This window comes from Cyclobacterium jeungdonense, from assembly GCF_010994275.1.
In the GTDB taxonomy this organism is placed as follows: domain Bacteria; phylum Bacteroidota; class Bacteroidia; order Cytophagales; family Cyclobacteriaceae; genus Cyclobacterium; species Cyclobacterium jeungdonense.
The window spans coordinates 246,071-270,325 of record NZ_WMCD01000009.1 but is presented as its reverse complement, the minus strand read 5'-3'; the positions used below and the strand labels follow the sequence as shown (position 1 = coordinate 270,325).

Below are 24,255 nucleotides of genomic sequence, written 5' to 3'. Positions count from 1 at the left end.
CCAGGTGATGAATTGATCGTAGGGCAGGTTTTTGTTAAAGGCGTGAATCACCCAGTCACGGTAGGGCCACTGGGTACGGATATTGTCATCCTGGTAACCGTAACTGTCAGAATAACGGGATACATCCATCCAGAGTACGGCCATGCGTTCCCCAAACGAGGGACTATCCAATAGCCGGTCGATGATTTTATCGGTGGCTTCGGGGGAATCGTCCTCCCGGTATTCCTGCATCAGATCCAGGCTGGGAAGCAGCCCTGTCAGGTCGATGCTCAGGCGCTTGAGCAGGTGCATTTTGTCCGCTTTACCATTGGGCTGAAGCCCGCGCCTTTCCAACCTATTGAGGATAAAATGGTCAATCTCGTTCTCTACCCAGGCGGTATTGGATACGCTGGGAAGCTCTGATTTTACCGGCGGTACGAAGGCCCAGTGGGGCTGGTACTCCGCACCCTGCCGAATCCATTTTCTTATGATTCCCTTCTCTTCTTCGGTGAGTTTCAGGTTGGACTCCGGAGGAGGCATCATTTCCGTTGCATCTGTCGACTCCAACCTTCTGACCACTTCTGATGAGCCGGGCTTACCCGGCACGATGGCATGGGCGTCGGGGTTTTCCTTTAAAGCAGCGTAAGCGCTCTCTGCCATGTCCAGACGAAGACCGGCTTCCCGCTTGTTTTCATCTGGCCCATGACAGGCATAACAATTGTCCGACAGGATCGGACGAACATGAAAATTATAGCTGACCTGGTCTGTTGAATCAAGTAACTTCTGATCCCGTTCTCCCTTTTGACAGCCAGATATAAGAACTATTAAAATTAAACTTATAATTATCCTCATTGATTACGGAAATAAACTTTGTTACTAGGAAGAGATAAATACGAGGTGAATCTCATCTTGCCCCGATGAAATCTAATCGGAATTTTACCACAAACCTTACTTAAATCATTCGGTTGCAGCCTTAAACCAACCAAACTAATCTCCTGTATGGGCTTTATAAAAGGTCCATACTTCATTGGCAACATTTCGACCGAGTTCAAGGCCTTCCAGATTATCAGACTGAATGTGATAGCCCCCTAAAACTCTGGAGATACCGGCCATTTCAGCGGTTTCAGTGAAGGTTGGGAAATCCAATACCACCGTATCCCCCAAAAAATCGGGTTCAGTCATGGCCCCCGCAACCAAGGTAACGCTTTTTCCGAAATCATCGCTTCCTGTCCATAACCGAAGTGCCTCCGCACAGGCACCGCTTACGGCACTGTGTCCCGAAACATAACTCGGGAATGGCGGACATAGGAAAACTTCCGGGGAATAAGGACGCCATTGAGTACCCGACATCTTAGTCATACCAACTTTTTCACCACCCCAACCAAGGATCATTTGGTCTTCAAAAATTTCATGGACCAACGCAAAGGGCCTAGCATAATCGTAAAACATCTTAGAATCCCAGGCAGCTATAAACGCATCCATAGCTACTACCTGATTATAAAAATACATTTTCACATCTTGATCCAAGGTATGATTGTCCCGTCTGGAAACATCCTGGGCAAACCTAAGCCAATGTCCTGCCTGCTGGACGGATTGGGGTCCATCCCGCATGTACTCGACCAATGCCTTTTGATAATCTGTCAAATTGGACTGAACTTCTACTACTTCCTGAATTTCCATTCTTAGTTTTTCAGACCCTATTTCGGGAGGTGGACCTGGACGAAATTGGTCTGCTGATTTGAGTCCAATTGGTTTTACTCTATCCCAAAAGGGAGTCAGGCATTCGGGAGCAAACCAACCTCCTTTGCCATCAGAAAAATATTTTGGTTGCCACCTGCCAAGGTCTACATTTTCATCGGCTGAATTAGTGGGTTTGTATCCGGTATAATTAAAATAGGGCGTTTGAGAGGAACCAGGTTCCTCGCCGTAGTGATTTGATCCATCCCCCGTCCTGGAAGTTATTACCTGGAAAGCTGACAAATTCCCGACTCCTACGGGAGATTTGGGATCCTTGGATTTATTGGTGGGATCCAAACCCAAATCCAACATGAAATCTGTAAAAAGCAAGCTATCAGCAGGGTAATACTCCAAAAGTGTACGGTAAGCTGCATAACTAATGGCTATTTCCTTTTTTTCCAACGTTCTTTCCGCTTGGGGCCGTCTGGATACATTTTTCAAATAGACAGGTACTGCTTTGTTGTCATAAACAGACCAGGCGTCATAAATAGAAACAAAGATCAAGGCCAAATAACGGGAAGTTACTGTGGGTCGTGGTTTAAATCTCTCGGTATCATTTGCGGTAGCTTCCAAAGCGATGTGAGCCCATTTATAAGTAAGGTTATCTTCTCCTAAGGGATTGTCTTCTAAATTTGCTGAAGAGTTACTACCACAACCAGCAATTAATCCCAAATAAATAATTAGAAACAAGGAAAATAGCTTACTACTCTTCATAGGAAGTATTGATTAAATCAATGGCTTGCTCTGGTAAAGCAACCGGAAGTTTACAGGTATTATTTTTACAGACATAAATCAGGGTCTTATCCGAAACCAGCCTATTATTAAATAACGGAAGATTGCTTTCTTCTGCAGCGCCAACAATCAAGGTGTTAGGCAGGTGTATTTTGTTCAAGCGTTGAATTAAGATTTTCGAATTTTCACCCACTACTGCTACCTCCATGAAAGGGTGAGAAATATGCATCAGCAATTCACTCCACTTTCCATAGGCCTGCCCATCAGAACGGATATTTGGTACCATCGAAGCTACCATATTTTTGGACCTATCCAAAAAGGCTTTATCACCCAAAAGATGGCCGAGGTGGAATAAGTTCAGTGCCATGGAAGCATTGGGAGAGGGTAAAACGCCGTCATGAGTAAGAACAAGCGGGGATATCAATTCCTCTTTCTGATTGAATCGGAACATTCCAGTACCCTTATCCGAAAAAGTATTGATAACATGTGAATTTAAGTTAACCGCCAGATCCAAATGATCCTGGTTCAGGCTAACACCATATAATTTAATTAATGCCTCAATGAGAAATGCGTAATCTTCCAGAAATCCGGGCACATGATTACCTCCTTCCTTATAGGAGTGAATTAGTTGGTTTTCCCTAAGGCAATTGGTTTGAAGAAAATCAAGGATTTCAAGTGATTTTTTCAAATAGCTTTCATCTCCTAAGGCCGCATAAGCATCCAGGAAACCGATCATTAGCAGGGCATTCCAGGAAGTGATGACCTTATCGTCTTTTCTAGGAAAGGTTCGCTTTTGTCGCTCCTTAAGTAGAAGTGAATTCCACTTCCTCCGTAATCCCGCAAAATCAGCAACCGATATTTCCTGCTCGGTTGCGAAAATATTATCTGATTTATTCCTAAAAAGGATAATGGAGCTATCCTCCACCATACGTTGCGACGGGATTGAATAATACGCAGCAAATAGGTCGTAATCGTCTGCTAAAATTGCTTTCAGCTCCGTTTCTTCCCATACATAGTATTTTCCTTCGACACCCTCTGTATCAGCATCCAATGCAGCATAATATCCTCCGGAAGGGTTCTTCATCTCACGTTCCAAAAAATCACTTATCCCTACAACGATTTCCCGATATTGATCCTCCTTAAAAACTTTTGAAGCAGTAGAATAAACACGAAGCATTTGGGCATTATCGTAAAGCATTTTTTCGAAATGTGGAACCTTCCAATAGGTATCTGTACTATACCTAAAAAAGCCTCCCCCCACTTGATCATATATTCCACCCAGGGCCATCTTGTCCAAGGTGTTTTGGACATGGTCCTTGTAATCCTTATTCTTAAGCAGTATTGAATAATTCAATAAAAAGGAAAGGTTGGTCGGCATCATGAATTTTTCGTCGCCCCTATCTCCCCCCCAATCTAAATCCCATGAGGTTTTCCATTTAGTCACACTTTCTTCTAAAGCGGCTGCATCGGTGCCATCGGAATTGGTTAACGGAACGATTTTATTTGTTTCCTGAATTCCCTTTGCCAGCATTTCTCCATATTCCTCTGCTTTCTTAAGATCCTCGGTGTAGAATTTATTTACATCAAGCAAAACCTGGGTCCACTGATCCGGAGTATGATAAGTTCCTCCATACAATGGATTTCCATTAGGCAATGTAATCACATTGAGTGGCCAGCCTCCGCTGCCTGCGATTAATTGAAGGGCTGTCATGTATACGTTATCAATATCAGGTCGCTCTTCCCTGTCGACTTTGATATTAATAAAATGTTCATTCATTAGGTCAGCTACTGCTGGATTTTCAAATGTTTCGGATTCCATCACATGGCACCAATGGCAAGAAGAATACCCGATACTTACTAAGATAAGCTTTCCTTCAGATTTAGCCTGCTTCAGGGCTTTTTCACTCCATGGCATCCAGTTGACCGGATTATTGGCATGTTGCAACAAATAGGGGCTGGTTTCATGGATCAATGCATTGGAACCCGAACGAACAGTCTCCGCTTGCTTCCCTTTATTGCAAGCTGTCAAAGCAACAAACAACGTGAAAAACAAACTATATAGCATGGTATATTCCTTCATGTTTTGGGTGTTCAAGGCCTTCCAGGTAAGCAAGGATTTATTATCAGAAGTTATGGATTAATCGAAGAAATAGCCGTAAAATTCAAATTTTGCTTTCTTTCAATCCGGATAAGTTGAAGGAAATCATTGTTTTTGGCAAATAAAATACCCTCGTTTCCGTCCGCCAATTTCATCTTTTTTGCCGATTTTACTTCTCCCCGTATCATCAAACCGCTTTGATAAGGCATTTGGCTCTTGAAACCGCCATTTCCATCTCCTATCAATAGGCCCCCATAACTGGAATCATTTCTTGGCGTCTCTACTTCCGATCCATAAAGGTTTCCAACATAGAGAATATCCAGGTATCCGTCTTCATTAATATCTAATGAAACAAAGGAATTTATGGAGGATATTTGAGAGAAAACATCTAAGGGGGCAATCTTAAAGGTCCCGTCTCCCAGGTTTTCCAGGTACTGATGTGCAAAACTTTTTACCTCAAAATGCAACGATTTCTCGAGATCTTCAGAAGTATAAATCTGCTCTAAACTGGCTGAAGCATAGGATTTATAATCTTTAAATTTTGCCTTAATGGCTGGAATCTGTTGGGAAGAGCATTCTCTCCCACGTACCGGAACCCTAACCCCCTGGTTCAAATAACTCAATACAAGATCATCCCTACTATCGTTATCATAATCATACACATATAGGCTAAAAGGAGACGCCTCACTTGCCTGGTATTTGTAATTTTTCCCCAGATTCCCTACGATGAAATCCATATCACCATCTTGATCAAAATCTGCGGCATGTAGACCAAACCACCAGCCGATAGTATCATCTAAACCGGATGATTCTGACCTATTGATAAATTCACCCCCTTTATTCTGCAGATAGGTAATCCCCATCCATTCACCAACCAACATGAGATCATCCAAATTATCCCCATCGACGTCTACCCATTTCGCCTGTGTCACCATTCCCAAATTCAGTAAATCAGGAGCGACTTCTTCGGTAACATCTACAAACTTCACTTCATTCTGACTACTATTATTTCTCAAAATACGGCTTTTTGGTGCATGTGGATAATTTCTTGGTGTTACTCTACCGCCTACGAAAAGGTCCAAATCCCCATCCTGATCTATGTCCGAAGCAACTACCACTGAGCCACTCTCCCTCATAATCGGAAGTGCCGATTCTGCCTTCTCAAATACTCCGTCACCCTTATTGACATAAAATTTATCCTGATAATACCTGTCCCCTGCTCTTAGCTCATTTCCTCCACACACAACGTAAAGATCGGGCAATCCATCCCCATTCGCATCAAAAAACAACGCCCCGACATCTTCCTGAAACCGGTCCGCTTTCCACAATTCAGGGAGTATCTCGGTAAAGGTTCCATTCGGATTTTGTGTATACATTTTCCCTGCATCACCACTGGATCCTCCTATGTAAAAATCATCCAATCCATCGTTATTTATATCGTCCACTGCGAGTGCAGGGCCGTATTCCGAAATTTTGTGGGGGAGCAAAACCTGATATTGAAAATCGTTAAACGTGTTTTCAGAATGTTTGTGATCCAATGATATGTTCGAAGTAATGTCCTTAAAAAAAGTAGGCGGCAGCGCTGCTTCAGCATCCAAAACTTCTATCGCATCGGATGCGTTAATCGTAATTTTCTGATTTACGGGTGCATCATCTACAATACTTTGAAGCCCGTTGGGCCAAAGAACCTTGATTCTATTGACCAAAACGGCCTTACCAATCCCGAAATGAATGGTTGGATCCACAGAGGATTGGAAACCCCTCGTCAGGGTAAGCTCCTGGTATTGAGTTACCGAATCCGTTTCCAACCAAATTTTCGCACCAAGCCCCAAAGGATTCGTAGCATCCCCTTTCAGCTCAATTTGTAAAAAATTAGCAGTTGCCAATTGATTGGCGTTATTTTCATAAATGCTTGCCTGATCATCCAGGTTATTGATCACTAAATCTAAATCCCCATCGTTATCCAGGTCCGCGTAAGCGACGCCGTTTGAAAACCCGTTAAAATTAATTCCCCAATTTTCGGATACATCGGTAAAGGTTAAATCTCCCTTGTTTTGAAAGGCAAAATTCTTAATTTTTTCAGATGGGATTTTTTTGGTTAAATCAAGCGAATTCCCTTCATCAAAATTCTGAACCTCATCACTCCTGAAATAATCACTGTTGTTAATATCCCTTCTTACTCCATTGGTAACATAAATATCCTTAAAACCGTCGTTATCAAAATCAGCAAAAAGAGAAGCCCAGCTCCAGTCTGTTGAGGACACCCCGGCCATTTTGCCTATGTCCCCAAACCGAGGCAGACCATTGACGTCATTTCCCATGTGCAGTTGGAGTGTATTTATGGAATATTGATGGTGCATGTCATTTTTTACCATGGAATAAAATCGCTCGGGATCCATGCTATCCATATTTTCTTTAGCCCTCCGATAACTTTTGGGCATCATGTCCACTTGATAAATGTCCAAATAGCCGTCATTATTAAAGTCAGCGGCGTCCGTTCCCATCCCAAAATAAGAAGTGTGATTCGTTAGTTCAAGGTTAAAATCTGTGAATGTACCATCCTGATTATTAATATAAAAAAAATCGGGTGTACTAAAATCATTGGATACATACAGATCTTGCCAACCATCTTGATTATAGTCTCCCACCGACACGCCCAATGACAAGCCATATTTATCAAGCCCTGCTTCCCGGGTCTTATCTATGAAGTTTCCATTTCCCTCATTTTTATAAAGCCGGTCGCTCCGGTGATAGGGTGCCGCATACCTGTAGGTCAGGTATTCTACCATACTAGTACGAGATGGCACAATCGGATAATTGATAACATACAAATCCTGAAGCCCATCCCCGTCGTAGTCAAAAAAAACAGCCTGCGTACTATTCCCCTCATCGGCAAGACCGTAGGCTTCCCCCATCTCTGTGAATGTAGGGATATCCCCTTCCATGGCGTCGTTAACGAACAGAAGATTTTTTGTCGTCCCCCATTTACCGGAAACACTAACATAAATATCCAACCATCCATCCTGATTGGCATCACCCAGGGTTACTCCTGTCATCCACCTATTGTCTCCAGCTACTCCGGCAAGCTCCGTAACATCTTCAAATTTCAAATCCCCTTTATTGAGGTAAAGTTTATTGGGAACCATGTTCCCTGTAAAATAGAGATCTTGCAAACCGTCATTGTTAAAATCCCCTACAGCTACTCCCCCTCCCATGTAAATATACATGTAGTTAAAATAGTTGATCGAATCATTTTCGGTCAGCTCGTTCGAGAAGTCGATTCCTGTGGCATTGGAGGAGAGTTCATTGAATAATGTTCGTTCATCGGTAGGAACACCACATCCCCCAAGTAAACAGAGAAAGGTAAGTGGTAATAAACTCCTCGTTTTACAAACTATTTTATCGTACGAGCACCCGGTATACAAGCCTTTTTTCATTTAAAATAGCATCTATTGAGTTAGACCTTATTAAACTATTTATATAAAATTCCACAGAGATAGAAAAACGTTTAAACCTTTCATACCTCTGTGGAAACGTGCCATTTCCAACTAAACCAGACTATCAATCTTCATATCCCGGATTTTGTTGAATATTGTTATTGCTGCGTTGAATCTCTTCCCTGGGAATGGGAAAGCGATAGTAATAATCTCCCGGCCAGGGGAAACGCGGATCTGCCTCAACAACCTCTCCATAGGTATAGTGCAGGGTACCCATTAAATCCCCTTCCTCCGCGGTGGACCAATCCATTGTGACACTACTAAGTCCCCTTATGGGATTCATATCTATATTTCCAGGAGCTGCTTTCCATCGTAACAGGTCCCAAAATCTCATGTCCTCCAAATGTAATTCGATGGCACGCTCGTTTCTGTAGTCCCGGATCAGATCATCGCCTGAGCTGGTAATATCGGGCATATTCACTGATGGTCTTTGCCGCACCCTATTTATATATTCTCTTGCCAAATCTTCATTACCCAATGCAATTTGAATCTCTGCATAATTAAGGTAAAATTCGGCAAGTCGCATAAATACCGTCGTTTGGCTGTAGTCGTAGTCAAAACTCGCTCTGGGCCCTTGAAAGTCCAACAATTTTTTAAACGTATACCCTGTCTGGACTCTCCAGTGAAACGGCGTCAGTCCTTTCACCCAATATGTTTTTGAATCCCGTCCAAAATCAAAAAGGGTCTGATTATTTATCGGATCTATTTTATTTGGATTTTCATAGGGAGGTTGGTTATCGGGATTGGGGTTAGCGTCCTCCCAATATTCATACAACCTTTGGGTACTTTTGGACCCGTCGATGATATTTACCGGACCCGCACCAGGGTATAAAATATAGCTGTAATACCTTGGATCCCTGTTTACATTTGGATTTTGCTCATCGTAACCGGAGGAAGGATTGACAGTCATTCCATCTGGCAAATAAGGATATTCTCCATTTTCCATTTGAAACATATTAATAAAATGCTGGGTGGGCATCAAACGTTGTCTGGCATCAAAACCACTTGGCCAATAATCGTAATTATAGCCCCAGTCAGGAATCCTTGATCCTGCAGTATAGGTCCTGCCAAAAATGGTTTCGTCCGTTTCCAGAGGCTGCAGAAACAATTCCTCGTGAGTTGGGTGCAGGGTAAAACCCGCATCGATTACAGCTTTTGTGGCCGCAGCGGCCGCCTGCCATTTGCTCATGTCATTGGTAGGGTTATTAAGTGGACTGGCCATGTAAAGCAACATCCGGGCTTTTAAGCCCATTGCGGCTTCTTTACTTACTTTTCCGGCAGCGGGTGTTGCACCATCCAATAGATTAATTGCCAGTTCTGCTTCATCCAATACAAACTGAGCACATTCTTCGTAACTGTTTCTGGAAACATCAAAGGACTCGTCACTTAAGCTAAAGCTTTCAGTGATTAACGGCACCCCTCCAAAGGTTCTGACCAATTCAAAATACATCCATGCTCGGAGGAAATGGACTTCTCCCCTCATTCCATCCAATACTTCTGGATCGATGGTTGATCCTTCTATTTTTTCAAAGAAAATATTGGCTCTCCTTATGAAATCGTATTCCTCAGCCCATATATTAGTCAATTGGGTGATGTTATCCGGGGTGCTATTTCCTTCCAGATATTGCCGTATTCCCGCAGACCTGTTGTGTGTATCTGGGGCAGAAACGGCGATATCCGTCATTCCTATGTAGCCACCGCTTCCAGGGCTCCAGTGTGGCTTAATTCCATTGTACATGTTGTACACGTAGTTCTGAAGAAAGGTAGGATCCGTAAACACGTTTTCCTCAGATATCGCATCCAAAGGTGTAACCTCCAGGAGATCCTCGTTGCAGGAAAAGAATATAGACCCAATCAAAAGGACGGAAAATAACGTTTTCATCAGGTTGCTTTTTTCAATTCTGTTTTTCATAACTTTTTTTTTAAAAAGAAAGATTAAGACCAAAACCCAATGTCCTCATATTCGGATACGTTCCACCTTTTCCACTGAGGAACTCAGGATCCCCCGCACCAAATTCTGCCAGATTATTATAAATCATGAATAAATTTTCTCCCGACAAATAAATTCGTAAGCCTGAAATACCGATTCTATCCATGAGCTCACTCGGTAAATTGTATCCCAATTCAGCGGACTTAAACCGAACCCATCTCGAATTATGATACCAGAAATCACTGTTTTGGGCAGCAAATCCTACCGGGCGAATTCTTGGAAGAATTGCATCGACATTTTCCAGATCGTAGGTATTATTAGCGACATAGGCAAGCCCATTTCCATTGGCTCCTGTATCAAATCCATTGTCAAGCCTAAACTTCCCCCCATCTTGACCCTGAAGCAACATCGTCAGGTCAAAGTTTTTGTAATCAAACCCTATGGTCATTCCAAATTGAGATCTTGGAAATGCATTTATGTTGTACCGGTATCGATCATTTCCGTCAATAACACCATCATCGTTTAAATCTTTAAAAATAAGGCTACCTAATGTGGCATTGGGGTAACTAACATAGGAATCTAAATCATCCTGCGTACGATAAATACCGATGGCGTTATAAACCAATTCAGAACCTATTTGCCTTCCTTCCAGATTTTGATAGGGTTCTGCCTGAGGTACTTCATCAAAAAAGATGATCTCATTATCGTTAAAGGAGTAATTGGCACTTACTCTGTAATTAACCAGACCGATATTCTCCCTGAATCCCAACTGAAACTCAATTCCGTGACTTTTCATCTCCCCGATATTCTCATCCGGTAAGATTAGTCCTGTGTATCCAGGGATAGATGCTTGTCTCCTACCCAAAATATTGGTTGTATACGTTCTGTAAACATCCATTTCGAAAGATAACCTGTCCTGCAAAAAGCCAAGTTCTAGTCCGATATCTGTTGATTCGGATACTTCCCAGGTAATGTTTGGATTTGGTGTAGTCAATGCCGCTATCCCCCGAACGTCGTTTCCATTTACTACCCAACCGGCCCCATAACCAAAACGACCAATATATTGAAAAGGGTCTACCCGGTCATTTCCTAATTTGCCCCAGGATGCTCTCAGTTTCATATTGCTGAATAGGTTGTCAGACATAAAAGCCTCTTCACTAACCACCCATCCTGCTGATAATCCGGGGAAAAACCCCCACCTCGTTTCTTTTGGAAAAATAGGGGAGCCATCATACCTGAAATTAAATCCGAACAAGTATTTATTACTGAATTCGTAATTCAATCGCCCGAAATAATTTTGCCGGGCATTTTGGCTGGCACCTCCACTATTGTTCCATTGACTTCTGTTTTCACTGCCTGCAAAAAGTTGGTCAATTTGCGGGGAGTCAAATCCCAGTCGCTGCGCCCAAAAGAAATTATCATCATAGGTCATCTGTTCGTACGCAACAAATCCACTTATCCTATGATCCGTATTGATAATTTTGTCATAGGCAATTTTTGAATTTAAGGTAATCATGGTGCTTTGAGAAAAATCTTCCCTTAGCCCAATATCTTCTACCGTCCTGGATGTTCTTTTTACAATATCTCCTGTTGCGTTCCTCTCGTAATAGTCCCATACATAATCAAATGATTTATTATAGTTGAACGTCTTGACAATAGAGGCAAAACCGTCCACAGATAGACCCTCAACAAAAGGAATCTGGTATTTATACCTAAAAGTACCATTGGCAACATCCCCGGTATTTTTTCTATACCCCGGACTCAATAGCCGGGCAGCGGGATTTAGATGAGACCAACCTTCGCCTGGATACCTGTAATCCCCCCCAATGTAGGCTTCTTGTAATGGACTGGTGGAAGCAAATGCCCCAATGGCGCCCGATCCACCTTGAGGTGATCGTGTAAATTTTTGGCGTATCGATAAATCTATACCAACCTCCAAATCATCCGTGACCGTTACATCCAGGTTTGCGCGAACGTTGTATTGTTTGAGTTTGGTGATATCATCTGCCCGCAGGATGCCGCCTTGATTCACCATTCCTACAGAGGTAAAGTACCGAATACGGTCCGAACCTCCCCGCATGGTTAATGACTGCCTGGAAATGGTGGCAGGAGGATCTACTAACGCATCCCACCAATCTTCCGCACGTCTGTTCCCGTTACGGAAAGATTCCACGAGATCATCCGGAAAAACCGGGCCAGCACCCTCAAGTACCCTATTCCGATTGAGAACATCCATGTAGTCAAATACATCGGCCGACTTTACTTTCATTGTCGGCGACTGAAACAGATGGGAACTAGAAAAGTTGAATGATGGCTTTCCTGTTTTTCCTCGTTTGGTGGTTACCAAAATAACCCCACCAGCAGATTGGGCACCATAAATGGCAGCGGAAGCATCTTTTAATACGGAAATAGATTCAATATCATTAGGATCCAGTCGATTAAGACCATCCGGATCTGCATTCGCCACACCATCAATTACAATCAATGCTGAATTGTTTCTCGTCGTATTGAAGCCCCTTACAAGTATTTGGGCATCATCAAATCCAGGTACAGCACTTCGCTGATTTACATACAGTCCGGCTAATCTCCCAGACAAGGCATTGGATAAGGATACTGCAGAGGATTTTTTAATTTCCTCACCCGTAGTTTGAACAACCGCGTTTGTCAGTTCTGATTTCTTTTGTGTACCATACCCCAGAACGATGACTTCATCCAGGGCCTGTGCACTTTGTTCCAGGGTAATATTGATCGTGGTTTGATTCCCCACTTCTACGGTTTGGGTTTCAAATCCTATAAATGAAAAAACCAGGGAAGATCCATCAGGAACCACAATAGAATATTTTCCGTCCATATCAGTAGCGGTACCTGAATTGGTACCGGGCACAAAAACGGTTACTCCTGGAATGGGCTCACCATTCACATCCACTACCGTTCCATCCACGGTCACTTCCACAAGAACTGCTTTCGAAAGGTTTTTTGATTTTGAAAATTTTACGCTGATCTTATCATCTACCTGTTTAAAAGACAACTGATGCGAAGACGCAAGAGATAATAAAACGGTTTCCAGGGATTGATCCTGTACTTGAATGCTAACGAGGTCTGCATCTTCCAAAAGGCGATTGTCGTAGATAAATGAAAACTCGGTTAACTTCTTTATCTCACCAAAAGTCTCTGCGAGAGAAACATTTTCAAGGTCTAAGCTCAGACGAACTTCCTTAATGTCCAACGACCCCTGGGCATTGGTAGGAGCCGCATAAATCAGTGGTAAGAAAAGCATCTGGATTAGGAATCCATAGAGGTAGTATTTTCCTATCATACATAGGGCATGTAATATTTTTTTCATAAATTTGGGTGTTTTATTGTGACTTTTGCAGTAAAACAAAGGCAAATAGTTAGCGCCTGATAAACCTTCCTATTTGTCTGGCAAAGTCAATAAATCATCATTGGCTTTGCTTTTTTGATCAATTTGTTTTCTTCATCCAGTTTATTTAAGGTGTAAAAACTAGCTTAACTTTTTTCTGGTCAATTTTGTAGTTGAACCCATACGCATACCCGATGGACTCCAAAACATTACTTAAATAGGTCTCCTTGAATTCACCTGAAATTTTCAATCCTCGGGCAGGGGTATTGACCAGATCAATTTCTACTCCATACCATCGCTCAAGTGTGAGAGCAAATTCAGAAAAGGATACTTTGTCAAAAAGTAGAATCCCGGATTTCCACAAAAAGGCTTTTTGAGGATTAAAACTTCCCTTTACAAATTTTTGGCTTCCATTCGCAGTCACCTGCTCTCCGGGCTGAAGAAAAACAAGCTGATTTTCATCCAATTCATTCACAACCTCAACCTTGCCTGTGGCCAGCTGAACGTTTACTCTATCAGGTTTATAGGATTGAATGTTAAAAGAGGTACCCAGCGCAGTCGTTACGATGTTACCGGTAAATACCCGAAAAGGCAATAAACTATCTGGAGCCACTTCGAAAAAAGATTCTCCAGTTAAATAAATCTCTCGATTATTCACACCAAAATCACTCGAATATTTAATTTCACTGTCCGCATTAATAATAACCGTACTTCCATCTGGTAAGTGAATTTTGGATTTTTGTCCCTGGGGATTGTATTTGGTTATCCAGTGAGTTTCATTTTCAGCTATTGCTGATTCCGGCCCTTCATTATTTCTTACAACATCTACCGCCAAAAAAACTATCAATGAGGCGAAAACGAAAAACAATACTTTTGAAATATTCCTCCGATAATCTAATTTGCTACTACTAATCTCAGTAATAGGATCGGAAATCTGTGGCTGCCTATACTGGAGGTTTTTGTGGATCTTTGCAAGCACTAATAGCTGTTCCTGTTCTTCCCACTCCTCCCCTGCCGCATGCAATTCCTGCAAAATTAGTCTAGCTTGACTTAGCACCGGACCCTTTTCTTTGTCTAAAGCCATTTCACTCCAAAAGTGACTATTAGTAGGATCGAGACCGCAGACCCAAGCTACAAATGACTTGTCCTGCAAAAAATCTTCTATGGTGGAGTGGGGCTTCATGCTTTTTTTGCTCTATGTCACTAAGAGGGGATTTTAGCAAAAATCTCACCTTCAATTTTCACAAAAATTTGATTTTATTTAAATATTGATAATTTCCTAACTAAAATAGGGCTTTTGACAAATAAACCACTTGCTAAAACAGAAAATAAAAGAATAAAATCAGCACTTTTGGAGTGAAATCACTTGGGGACAAAACCGCCTTTAAGGATTTGATTCCCTTAAATATCAGATTATAAATGGAGGGAATTTGAACCCCCATTAATTCCGAAATTTCATCATAGGTCAACTCCTGAAGATACCGCAGATAAATTGCCTCCTTCTGCCTGAGAGGCAAGGCATCAATAGCCCGACTAAGTCTATGCGTAGAATCAAGGCTAATCTGGTTTTGCTCCAGAATTTCCTGAAATGATACCTCCCAGGAAATTTTAAAATGATAATCTTCAATACTTTCGTAGATACAGGCTACGTTTACACGCTTGATTACATCCCTCCTGAATGCCGAGAATAAATAGAACTTTATAGACTTCTGAATAAAAAGCACATTTCTTGACTCCCAAATATGGATAAAGACGTCTTGGATAACATCTTTAATCAATTCTGTGTCCTGAGTGAACCGAAAACCGTATTTATACAAGTCTTTGGAATGGAAAAGGTAAATATGATCAAATGCCTTTTGATCACCATTGGCTACCAATTGCCAAAGTTCAACGTCTTTTAGTGTGTGAAATTCCATTGAACATGAGATTATTTGGGGTTTACGGGGAAGAACAGGTAATTATATATACCAAACATACGATATTACAAAAAATAAACCACTTACAAATGAAAAGATTTTGAAATTATAAAAATACCATACCATAATTTTCAAATAGAAGAAATACAGTTATACAACTATGTCCTTACGTCTTCTTCAAAATATCCTTTGAAGTTTGCTTTTTTTCCTAATTGACCTTGACTATGTCGTTTAAAACAACACAAGGTAGGAGGACAAGGTTGGATCGGTAAACAAATAGCAACCGACTGTATGAAATCCAACCAAAACAGCGGGAACCAAAAAAAACCCGGAACAGTTAAATCTACCTATGCAGAAAGAAATTCCATTTTCCATTCTTGACCTGGCCATTCTAAAAAAAGATCAAGATGCGGCTGATGCCTACCGCAGAAGCCTGGATCTTGCCCAAAATGCTGAAATTTGGGGTTATAAGCGGTTTTGGCTGGCGGAACACCATAACATGCCTCATGTGGGAAGCGCTGCTCCTACAATATTGATGGGCTACATTGCGCAGGGAACCCAGCGAATCCGGGTGGGATCGGGAGGAATCATGCTACCTAATCACAGCCCACTGATAGTTGCCGAGCAAATTGGCACCCTTGAAACCCTCTATCCCGGTAGAATTGACCTGGGTTTAGGTAGGGCACCGGGTACAGACCAGCGAACAGCTTCGGTCTTACGCAGGGGAAGAATGGAGTCTGTACAGGAATTTCCTCAGGACCTGGAAGAGTTGCAGAGCTATTTTTCGGAGGATAACCTGGATTCTCCTGTCAGGGCTTTTCCGGCAGAAGGCTTAAACGTACCCTTCTATTTGCTCGGATCCAGTATGGATAGCGCCTACCTGGCAGCGGCGCGGGGCTTACCCTATGTTTTTGCCAGTCATTTTGCTCCCACCTATTTTCAACAAGCCAGCAGGTACTACCAAAACCATTTTCAACCTTCAGCAGATTCGCGAAAACCCTACCTGATTGCCTGTATCAATGTGGTAGTGGGCGAAACGGATGAAGAAGCTCAGTACCTGGCCACTTCTTTTTACCAGATGGCCTTGGGAATAATTCGCGGACGCTCCTACCCCTTACCGCCTCCTGTATCGGATATGAATGCCATTTGGGCACCGCATGAGGCTGCGGCCCTGCAAAATATGATGGCTTATACCTTTGTGGGTAGCTATGAAACGGTATCGAAAGGCTTGGAAAATTTCCTGGCTGAAAACCATCTCGATGAACTGATGATCACTACCAATATCTACGATCACCAAAAAAGGCTGGAGTCATTTGCGCTCACAGCAAAGGCCATTCAGTCCATTAAGCCAAAAAAACAGGCCGTTAGTTGAAAGTCCCTTCAGGAACTCAGTTTAAACCCGGATTTTTCGGCCATTTTGCAGCCGTAGTGGTCTTGGAGGAGAACAAAAGCGCTTGGATAATCAGGCCTATTATTATCAGGATTACCAGTTCAAACTGGGAAATGATACTGCCCAGATGAAAAATTCGATCCGTTTTTGATTTTAACTTATCCGCTTCTATTAACTGAATTTGGGAAAGGGAATGCAAATCCATCAAAGCTGATTTTATCATCACTTCCTCACTCTCCAGGTCACCTTGTTTAAGTCTTAAATCAATTTCCTCCGTTAATCCCGTAAAATGCAAAAAATACCGGGCTTCTTCTTCCGTAAGACGAGTCGCCTGGTAAAGTTGATTTAGGGTATCTATTTCTTGCAAAAGCCGATTGGCAATCAATTGCTTTTGGGACAAGGAACTAACAGGATCGTTGATCGCAACTTGCAGGTTGTGGAGTTTCTCCGAAAAATCTAGAATATAGCTCTCAGCTACCAACCGATCCTTGTAAATCGCTTCAAATGCGGATTCCAACTCCTCTATTTGATTGCGTTGATTGATGTTGGTAATCATTACCAGAACAATTACCCCAAAAAGCAACGAAGCGGCTGTAATTTTATGTTTAATGCTATACGTCCATTTCATCTGTTTATAATTTTTTTTCAACGGTCAGATGGAATCTCGCATGCTTTATAATCATCCCACTATGTGACGTATTCGTCATACTCGATTTCATATGATTATAATTCATTTCTAGGGGTCATATGGCTGCCTGGCGGCAGACAGGGAATCTCGCATGCCCGATTTCATTGCATCCTGCTCCTCTTTTCTTACTAGCTACGGTGTGTGACAAAATTTCAACACCAAATCTAATGGGAAAAACGATAAAAAAGATAGAAAATTAACAAAAAGTTAACCGCATTTTTGACAACCACAGCCGTTTTGGTTTTTAGTGGATTTTTTACTCCGAATACGGATCCCCCAATAAACCAATACTCCAATAAATAAAATTCCTACAATGAGTTCCTGTAACATGACTAAATAAATATTTGATAGGTGACCAATGCGCCCAAATAGGCTACAATAGTCATTCCAATCGTCTGAATTAAAGGCCATTTCCAGCTTTTGGTTTCCCGGTAGACCACAGCTACCGTGCTCATGCATTGCATAGCCAATGCATAAAATACCATTAGCGAAAATCCCGTGGCCCGGTTAAAGACTTTCTCTCCCGTATCTGCATACACCTGTTTATCGAGTTTTTCTCTGATGGTTAACTCGTCTTCCACATCCTCCCCCACGCTGTAAATGGTGGCAACAGTGGCAACGAAGACCTCCCTTGCCGCAAAAGAAGTTAAAAGTGCAATTCCAATTTTCCAATCATAGCCCAATGGCCGAATCGCGGGTTCAATTGCTTTTCCCACGATCCCAATGTAGGAAGCTTCCAACTTTTTAGATGCAAATTCAGAAGCCAATTCGTGCTTCTGCTCCTCTGTGGCTGCTTCGAGTGCAGCTTCCTTTTCCGCTTCCAATGCTTGCATTTCCCCGGAGGGACCGTAACTGGCCAATACCCATAAAATGATTGAGATAGCCAGAATTACTTTTCCTGCCTCCAAAACAAAGATTTTTGATTTGTTGTACATAGTAAGCAATACTGTCTGCCAGCGCGGTATCCGGTAAATGGGCAGGTCCGTCATCAGAAAGCTTTTCTCCTTTGTTTGCAACACATATTTCAATGCCAATGCACCGAGCAAGGTAAATACCGTCCCAAATATATACATGAATAGTAAGGCCAATGCTTGAAGGTTAATTCCCATCCAGGACTCATCTGGCACGGTTAACCCAATCAAGATAATGTATACAGGAAGCCTGGCCGAGCAACTCATCCAAGGCGTCACCAATATGGTGATTAACCTCTCTTTGGTGTTGCTAATGTTTCGGGTAGCCATAATACCCGGAATGGCGCAGGCCATACCCGAGATCAGGGGTACCACACTCTTTCCATGCAGACCGAAAGGTCGCATCATGCGGTCCATCAAATACACCACACGGGAAAAATAACCCGTATCCTCCAGAAAAGCCAAAAACCCGAAGAGCAAGGCTATTTGAGGAATGAATATCACCACCCCACCAATTCCCGTGATGATACCCTCCGAAAGCAAGTCTGTCAGGACACCTGGAGGAAATACCTCTGCCACCCATCCGCTAGCCGCGGCAAAAGCCCCATCGATCAGATCCATGGGCGTTTCTGCCCAGGCAAAAATAGCTTGAAATATGACCAGCATAATGGCCAAAAAAGTAAGGTACCCCCAGATGGGATGCATAAAAACCGCATCCAGAGCAGCGTGAAGTTTTTTAGGTGTTCCCTTTCCTGAAGACTGCGTACTGGCTAGCAGCGCTTTAATTTGACCCAATCTTTGTTCGGTCTCCCGGGCTTGTTGTTCCATCCCATCAAAACCAAACGTTTTGGCCTTGTCTTTCAGCCATTTCTGCTGATCTACTGGCAGCAACGGATCAAAATCAGCAAAAATCAACTGTTGAAAGGCCTGGTAGTCGGTTTCTAATTTAAATTCCCTTTTTACTTCATCCAATAAGTCGGGGAATCCCATTTTATGGAAGGGTTTACCCACTTCAAAATTCTCCTTCTGAAAGAGATCTCGTACCGCTTCCATACCTTGATTGTTCCTGGCATCTGTCATCACCAGTGGCACGCCAAGTTGCTGATACAAGGCAAAAGTATGTATGTTCACACCACGCTTTTCAGCCAGATCTTTCATGTTGATAACAAAAGCCAAGGGGATACCCAGATCAATCACTTGTGTACCCAGAAGTAAGCTTCTTTCCAGGTTGCAGGCATCCAATACCACCAACGCCGCATCCGGTTTTTCCACCCCCAATCCATTCAACACTTTGTGCGCAATGATTTCGTCCTCAGACTTGGGATACAAACTGTAGGTGCCCGGCAAATCTATCAGCTCAAAATGCTTTTCGCCAACATGAACCTGCCCCACCATTTTATCAACCGTCATGCCCGGATAATTGCCTATCTTCTGGTTTAATCCGGTCAATTGATTGAAAATACTGGATTTACCCACATTGGGATTTCCTATGATGGCGATGCTTTTCAGGGCCTTCTTTTCGGCAACTTCCATGCGTTAGGCTTCTTTTATTTGTATCAGGTCTGCTTCTTCTATCCTCAGCGCGATGATGTTTCCATCAATCAAAAAAGCCATAGGACCCTTAAATGGTGCTTTTTTGAACAAACTGATTTTCTTTCCTGGCAAAATGCCCATTTCCATCATTCTAACCAATAGGGGTGTGACAGAAAGGCTGACAATTTCGTACGTTTGTCTGGGTTTCAGTTTGGCTGCAGTCATGAGAACATGTCTAATTTACCAATCCTTCCAAAGGATTTACAAGCACAATTTTACTACATTTTTCCCGAAATAGTAAAAAATTAAGCCTTTATTTAGATTGAATAAATAAAAATAACGTGCTACCTTCTTTCCTGGAGCAATTACCGGCAAACAAACCCTTTTAAGCTTAGGTAATAATTATCACAGGCCAAGACCCAAAGTATCCGTAACATTGTAGAAGAATTGGATGAAACAAAATGTTTTGTTCAGATTGTAAAATCAAATAAGTAAAAAAATAAAAAAAAACATGTTTTTCGAACTCGTATATGATAAAAGTCTGGCGCAGGCCAGTTATGTAATAGGATGTCAGGCAGGCGGCGTTGCTGCGGTTATTGACCCGAAAAGAGATGTGGATACCTACCTGGAAATAGCCAAAGCCAACAATATGAAAATCACACATATTTTGGAAACGCACATTCACGCAGACTTTCTGTGTGGTTCCCGGGAGCTAGCGAAATTGACAGGTGCCGAAATGTACCTGTCCGACATGGGTGATAAAGATTGGAAATACGAATTCCCTCATAACAAGCTTAAACACGGAGACAATATCAAACTGGGCAACCTGAATTTTGAAGTGCTGCATACCCCGGGACATACCCCTGAAAGTATCAGTTTCCTTCTCACAGATAAGCCTGCTACGCAAGAACCCGTGATGCTATTTACTGGTGATTTCGTATTTGTCGGGGATGTCGGAAGACCTGATTTGTTGGAACAGGCAGCTGGACTGAAAGGTACTCAGGATATTGGAGCAGCACAGATGTTTGACTCCCTGCAGGAATTCAATAAACTTCAGGACTTTATTCAGGTATGGCCTGGGCATGGTGCCGGTTCGGCTTGCGGTAAATCCCTCGGTGCGGTGCCCTTATCTACCGTAGGATACGAAAAAATTCGTAACTGGGCATTGCAGATGCTGGACGACAAGGCAGCATTTCGTAAGGAATTACTGGCCGATCAACCGGAACCGCCACGCTATTTTGCCATGATGAAAAAGCTCAACAAGGTAGACCGGGACCTGCTGACCGAGGTGCCGGAGGTGCAAAATCTTTCCCAACAAGACTTTGATCAGGCGAAGAAAGAGGGTTTAAAAATCATTGATGCCCGAACTCCGGAAGCATTTTCCAAAGGTTTCCTGAAGGGTTCGCTGAATATTCCCAATACCAACACCTTCTCTACCTGGATGGGCTGGTATATGAACTACGAGGAGTCCTTCGTCCTGATCGCCGACAAAAGTGAGGTGGAAGACCTAACGCGAAAGCTGATGCGCATCGGTTTGGACAACATCCAGGGATTCATTACCCCCGGTCAATTGACCGATTTTGAAGGAAAAGCGTTGGAAAGTTACCAGGCTATCGATAAAAAGGAAGTTAAAGAGCAATTGGATAAAGGGAATGTGCAAGTAATTGATGTGCGAGGCGCATCCGAATTCAAAAAAGGCCATATCGAAGGGGCGGAAAACCTCTTTGTCGGCAAACTGGATAAAAACCTGGATAAGGTTTCCAAAGACAAGCCGGTGATCGTCCATTGCCAGAGTGGAGGCAGAGCTGCCATCGCCTACTCCCTATTGAGGGCCAATGGCTTCGAAAAAGTATTCAACTATGCAGGCGGTTGGGAAGACTGGAGCAATAAGTAAAAATATGAAACAGCTTAAAAGCGGGGTATCCACAGGGTGTTCCGCTTTTTTTTGGTGCTTATTACCAGAAATAGAGCGGTGAGTTGAAACTTTTCACCTTTGGGGGTATCTTTTTTAGCGGATTAGCTGAGTAGAAATATTCGCATGGATTTTAGCCTGTCAGGGGGTGCTTGGGGTTGTTCCAATTTGGGTACTCGCGTAGAAATTTGCCAATTCAACGACTTTGTCTGGTAATGAATCGGCCAGGTTAACCAGTTCAGTGGGGTCTTCAAGGATATTGTATAATTCCCAGGCCTCACCATTGAGTCTGACAATTTTGAAATCGCCGCTTCGGAACATTCTGAATTTTTCCATTCCTGAAACGAAATAGTCTGGTTCTTTACGCTCTTCTCCCATAAAAACGGGCAACAAAGAACTTCCTTGAAGAGGTAGGGTAGCATGCCCCTCAATGGAGTCAGGATAGTGAATATTCAATATATCCAAAAAGGTTGGTGCGATGTCTACTACGTGCCCGGGTTGATGAGTAATCGTGTTTGGTGCTATTTTACCCGGCCAGTAGGCCACAAAAGGCGTATGGCTCCCACCTTCATGACCACACTGCTTGTATTGCCGGTAGGGCGTGTTTCCCAAGTTTGCCCATGAGGTTCGTAAACTCCAGTAAGAGTTGGCTGGGCCTGGCGCAACATCCGTAATCTTGTTGGAGTAAAACGGACAAGATCCATTATCATTCAGGTAAAGTATCAACGTATTTTCCAGCTTCCCATTTCGTTCAAGCTTTTCCAAAACCCGCCCGATATTTTGGTCCATTCGATCAATCATTGCCGCAAACACAGCCATTTCAAGGTCCAGCGAATCTTTTTGAGCATCAGATAAACTATCCCAGACGAAATAGTCCGTATAATCGGGTACAAGGGGTCCCCTAAATTTATTGAAATTATCTTCCGGTGGACTTAGCTTTGCCTTCTTTGGAAGCACGCCTAATTGTTGCATTTTGGCAAAACGTTCCTGTCGAAGTTCATCCCAACCTTTCAGGTACCTGCCCCTGTATTTTTGTATATCTTCCGGTCTGGCCTGAAGCGGGTAATGAGCCGCATGGTACGGCAGGTAAAGAAAAAAGGGATCTTTCTTTTCAAATGCTTCATCCAACCATCTCAAGGCATAGTCTGTAATGAAATCCGTCTTGTACATCGGTGATTTCTCATACTCAATTTCATTCGCATTTAATTCCCTCCCTTCAAGGAAAAACGGTCGTTCGAACGCGCCGGATGGAGGAAGGAAGTATTCCGTGGTTGCCCAGAAATAAAAGGAATGGTCAAATACATTTTCCGCCTTACAGTATTCCGGCACCCAGGGGTCAAAGTGTTCTTTTCCACTCATGATGTTAAAATAGCCCGCCTCCTTCGTCAGGTTTGCCAGGTGTACCGCTCCGTTCCCTCCTGTATACAAGCCCGTAAGCAGCGATGATCGGGTAGGATTGCACTTCGCCATGTTGTAAAAGGTTGTAAATCGCAAGCCTTCATTAGCCAGGCGATCAATAGTTGGCGTTTCTATTTCTCCACCATAGGCACCTATATCGGAAATCCCGATATCGTCTCCCATTATCACTATTATATTTGGTCGGTCAGTTTCTTTTTGTGAACAGGAGTAGATCAACAGGGATAGCAGTAAAACAAGTCTCATTTTTCCAATCATGATACTATTTTTTAAATGACCACTAAAGGTGAAGTTTTCCTGGGCATTTACTACTCAGGGAAATTGTTGGTTTATTATCATTTTGCATGAAAGAAAAGCTAATGATACCTAAGCTTCTTTTGCCGTTTAAGACGTGAGGTAGTCAGCAAATTCAAATGCCTCAACGCCTTAAGTGCTCATTTCTAAGTTTGCTGCGGCCTTTTTTGGGTTAGTGAGTGGCTTTTTATCCACCACGAAACCTGTATATCCTGGCTCATTTCATACAATATTACGCAAAAATAAATTCTTCTCAACGCCTATTTCGCGATCCACCTGGATCCATTCAATCGTCTCAGACGGCTGTTTCAATGCATTGTAAAAACCGCCGGTGGCAAAGTAGACGGTTAGGTTCGCAACCAGACCTTTATTTGGCGAGTTTCTGCCATCCGCCATAACAGTCAGCTTCATCTGTTCATCATTTTTATTTTTCCAGTCTATCCACAATGTCATACGCATACACATTACCGACCTGCCCTTTAAGATTCAATTTTTCGCTTTTTGAGATCCTGTTCATTTGGTCGATTCCTACCTCTGAATGGTCGATTCCTGTCACGGAATACCCTAGCCGAGCCAGAGCAATCGAATCTCTACCTTGTCCGCAACCCAGATCAAGTACCTGTCCTCTTGTAGGGAATCGCGTAAAAAATTGGATTAATTCAGGGAAGGGTTCTCCGAATAGGCTCTTTGTCAGATAGTATCGGTCGTACGCAATAGTCATTTTTTTTCAGGGCAACTGAATTTTTTTCGACAGGGAACGAACCGTACCGGAAGCCCGGCCGAACGTTTTATTAAACGATCTGCGGCACTCTACCTTTAGTGCCACTCAAAGTGCTTACAAAAAAAACGGTTTGGACAGTT

At 42.7% G+C, this 24,255-nt stretch carries 16 protein-coding genes; 2 read left to right on the top strand and 14 right to left on the bottom strand.

Annotated features, from left to right (window positions below; all coding sequences use genetic code 11):
- The 8 genes from GKS34_RS17915 to GKS34_RS17880 form a co-directional block, all read right to left on the bottom strand.
- The coding region (locus GKS34_RS17915; RefSeq protein WP_163386342.1) for a DUF1549 domain-containing protein at positions 1-831 on the bottom strand (831 nt) is incomplete at its 3' end.
- 135 nt (positions 832-966) lie between these two features.
- Complete coding sequence (locus GKS34_RS17910) at positions 967-2,430, bottom strand: vanadium-dependent haloperoxidase (RefSeq protein WP_163386341.1); 1,464 nt, start codon at positions 2,428-2,430, stop codon at positions 967-969.
- The gene (locus GKS34_RS17905; protein ID WP_163386340.1) at positions 2,420-4,528 is read right to left on the bottom strand and encodes a thioredoxin domain-containing protein; all 2,109 of its coding nucleotides are present in this window, start codon (positions 4,526-4,528) and stop codon (positions 2,420-2,422) included. Before GKS34_RS17905 ends, GKS34_RS17910 begins: the two co-directional genes overlap by 11 nt.
- A gap of 50 nt (positions 4,529-4,578) precedes the next feature.
- The gene (locus GKS34_RS17900) at positions 4,579-7,983 is read right to left on the bottom strand and encodes a VCBS repeat-containing protein (RefSeq protein WP_163386339.1); all 3,405 of its coding nucleotides are present in this window, start codon (positions 7,981-7,983) and stop codon (positions 4,579-4,581) included.
- Positions 7,984-8,107: 124 nt separating this feature from the next.
- Complete coding sequence (locus GKS34_RS17895) at positions 8,108-9,955, bottom strand: RagB/SusD family nutrient uptake outer membrane protein (protein WP_163386338.1); 1,848 nt, start codon at positions 9,953-9,955, stop codon at positions 8,108-8,110.
- 10 nt (positions 9,956-9,965) lie between these two features.
- Entirely contained in the window at positions 9,966-13,316 is a 3,351-nt protein-coding gene (locus GKS34_RS17890; RefSeq protein WP_163386337.1) for a TonB-dependent receptor, read from the bottom strand.
- Positions 13,317-13,461: 145 nt separating this feature from the next.
- Positions 13,462-14,517: a FecR family protein gene (locus GKS34_RS17885; RefSeq protein ID WP_163386336.1), complete on the bottom strand. Its 1,056-nt coding sequence runs from the start codon at positions 14,515-14,517 to the stop codon at positions 13,462-13,464.
- A 133-nt stretch (positions 14,518-14,650) separates the two neighbouring features.
- Positions 14,651-15,250 carry an RNA polymerase sigma factor gene (locus GKS34_RS17880; RefSeq protein ID WP_163386335.1) on the bottom strand — a complete coding sequence of 200 codons (600 nt, stop codon included), beginning with the start codon at positions 15,248-15,250 and terminating at the stop codon, positions 14,651-14,653.
- Between the two features lie 349 nt (positions 15,251-15,599).
- Here GKS34_RS17880 and GKS34_RS17875 point away from each other — a divergent pair, with 349 nt between their 5' ends.
- A complete protein-coding gene (locus tag GKS34_RS17875) occupies positions 15,600-16,622 on the top strand; it encodes an LLM class flavin-dependent oxidoreductase (protein ID WP_163386334.1) in 1,023 nt (340 codons plus the stop codon).
- Positions 16,623-16,638: 16 nt separating this feature from the next.
- On the opposite strand, the gene GKS34_RS17870 is transcribed toward GKS34_RS17875, so the two are convergent.
- The 3 genes from GKS34_RS17870 to GKS34_RS17860 form a co-directional block, all read right to left on the bottom strand.
- Positions 16,639-17,268, bottom strand: a complete 630-nt coding sequence (locus tag GKS34_RS17870) for a hypothetical protein (RefSeq protein ID WP_163386333.1) — start codon at positions 17,266-17,268, stop codon at positions 16,639-16,641.
- Between the two features lie 392 nt (positions 17,269-17,660).
- Complete coding sequence (feoB, locus tag GKS34_RS17865; protein ID WP_163386332.1) at positions 17,661-19,772, bottom strand: ferrous iron transport protein B; 2,112 nt, start codon at positions 19,770-19,772, stop codon at positions 17,661-17,663.
- Positions 19,773-19,775: 3 nt separating this feature from the next.
- The gene (locus tag GKS34_RS17860; protein ID WP_163386331.1) at positions 19,776-19,997 is read right to left on the bottom strand and encodes a FeoA family protein; all 222 of its coding nucleotides are present in this window, start codon (positions 19,995-19,997) and stop codon (positions 19,776-19,778) included.
- Between the two features lie 286 nt (positions 19,998-20,283).
- Between GKS34_RS17860 and GKS34_RS17855 the strand changes: the two genes are divergently transcribed.
- Positions 20,284-21,666, top strand: coding sequence for an MBL fold metallo-hydrolase (locus GKS34_RS17855; RefSeq protein ID WP_163386330.1), 1,383 nt, complete (start codon positions 20,284-20,286; stop codon positions 21,664-21,666).
- A 159-nt stretch (positions 21,667-21,825) separates the two neighbouring features.
- On the opposite strand, the gene GKS34_RS17850 is transcribed toward GKS34_RS17855, so the two are convergent.
- The 3 genes from GKS34_RS17850 to GKS34_RS17840 all read right to left on the bottom strand — a co-directional run bounded on the left by GKS34_RS17850 (position 21,826) and on the right by GKS34_RS17840 (position 24,115).
- Positions 21,826-23,358, bottom strand: a complete 1,533-nt coding sequence (locus tag GKS34_RS17850; protein WP_163386329.1) for an arylsulfatase — start codon at positions 23,356-23,358, stop codon at positions 21,826-21,828.
- Positions 23,359-23,616: 258 nt separating this feature from the next.
- Complete coding sequence (locus GKS34_RS17845) at positions 23,617-23,805, bottom strand: hypothetical protein (RefSeq protein WP_163386328.1); 189 nt, start codon at positions 23,803-23,805, stop codon at positions 23,617-23,619.
- A gap of 13 nt (positions 23,806-23,818) precedes the next feature.
- Positions 23,819-24,115, bottom strand: a complete 297-nt coding sequence (locus GKS34_RS17840; protein ID WP_240459355.1) for a class I SAM-dependent methyltransferase — start codon at positions 24,113-24,115, stop codon at positions 23,819-23,821.
- Between the last annotated feature and the right edge of the window lie 140 nt (positions 24,116-24,255).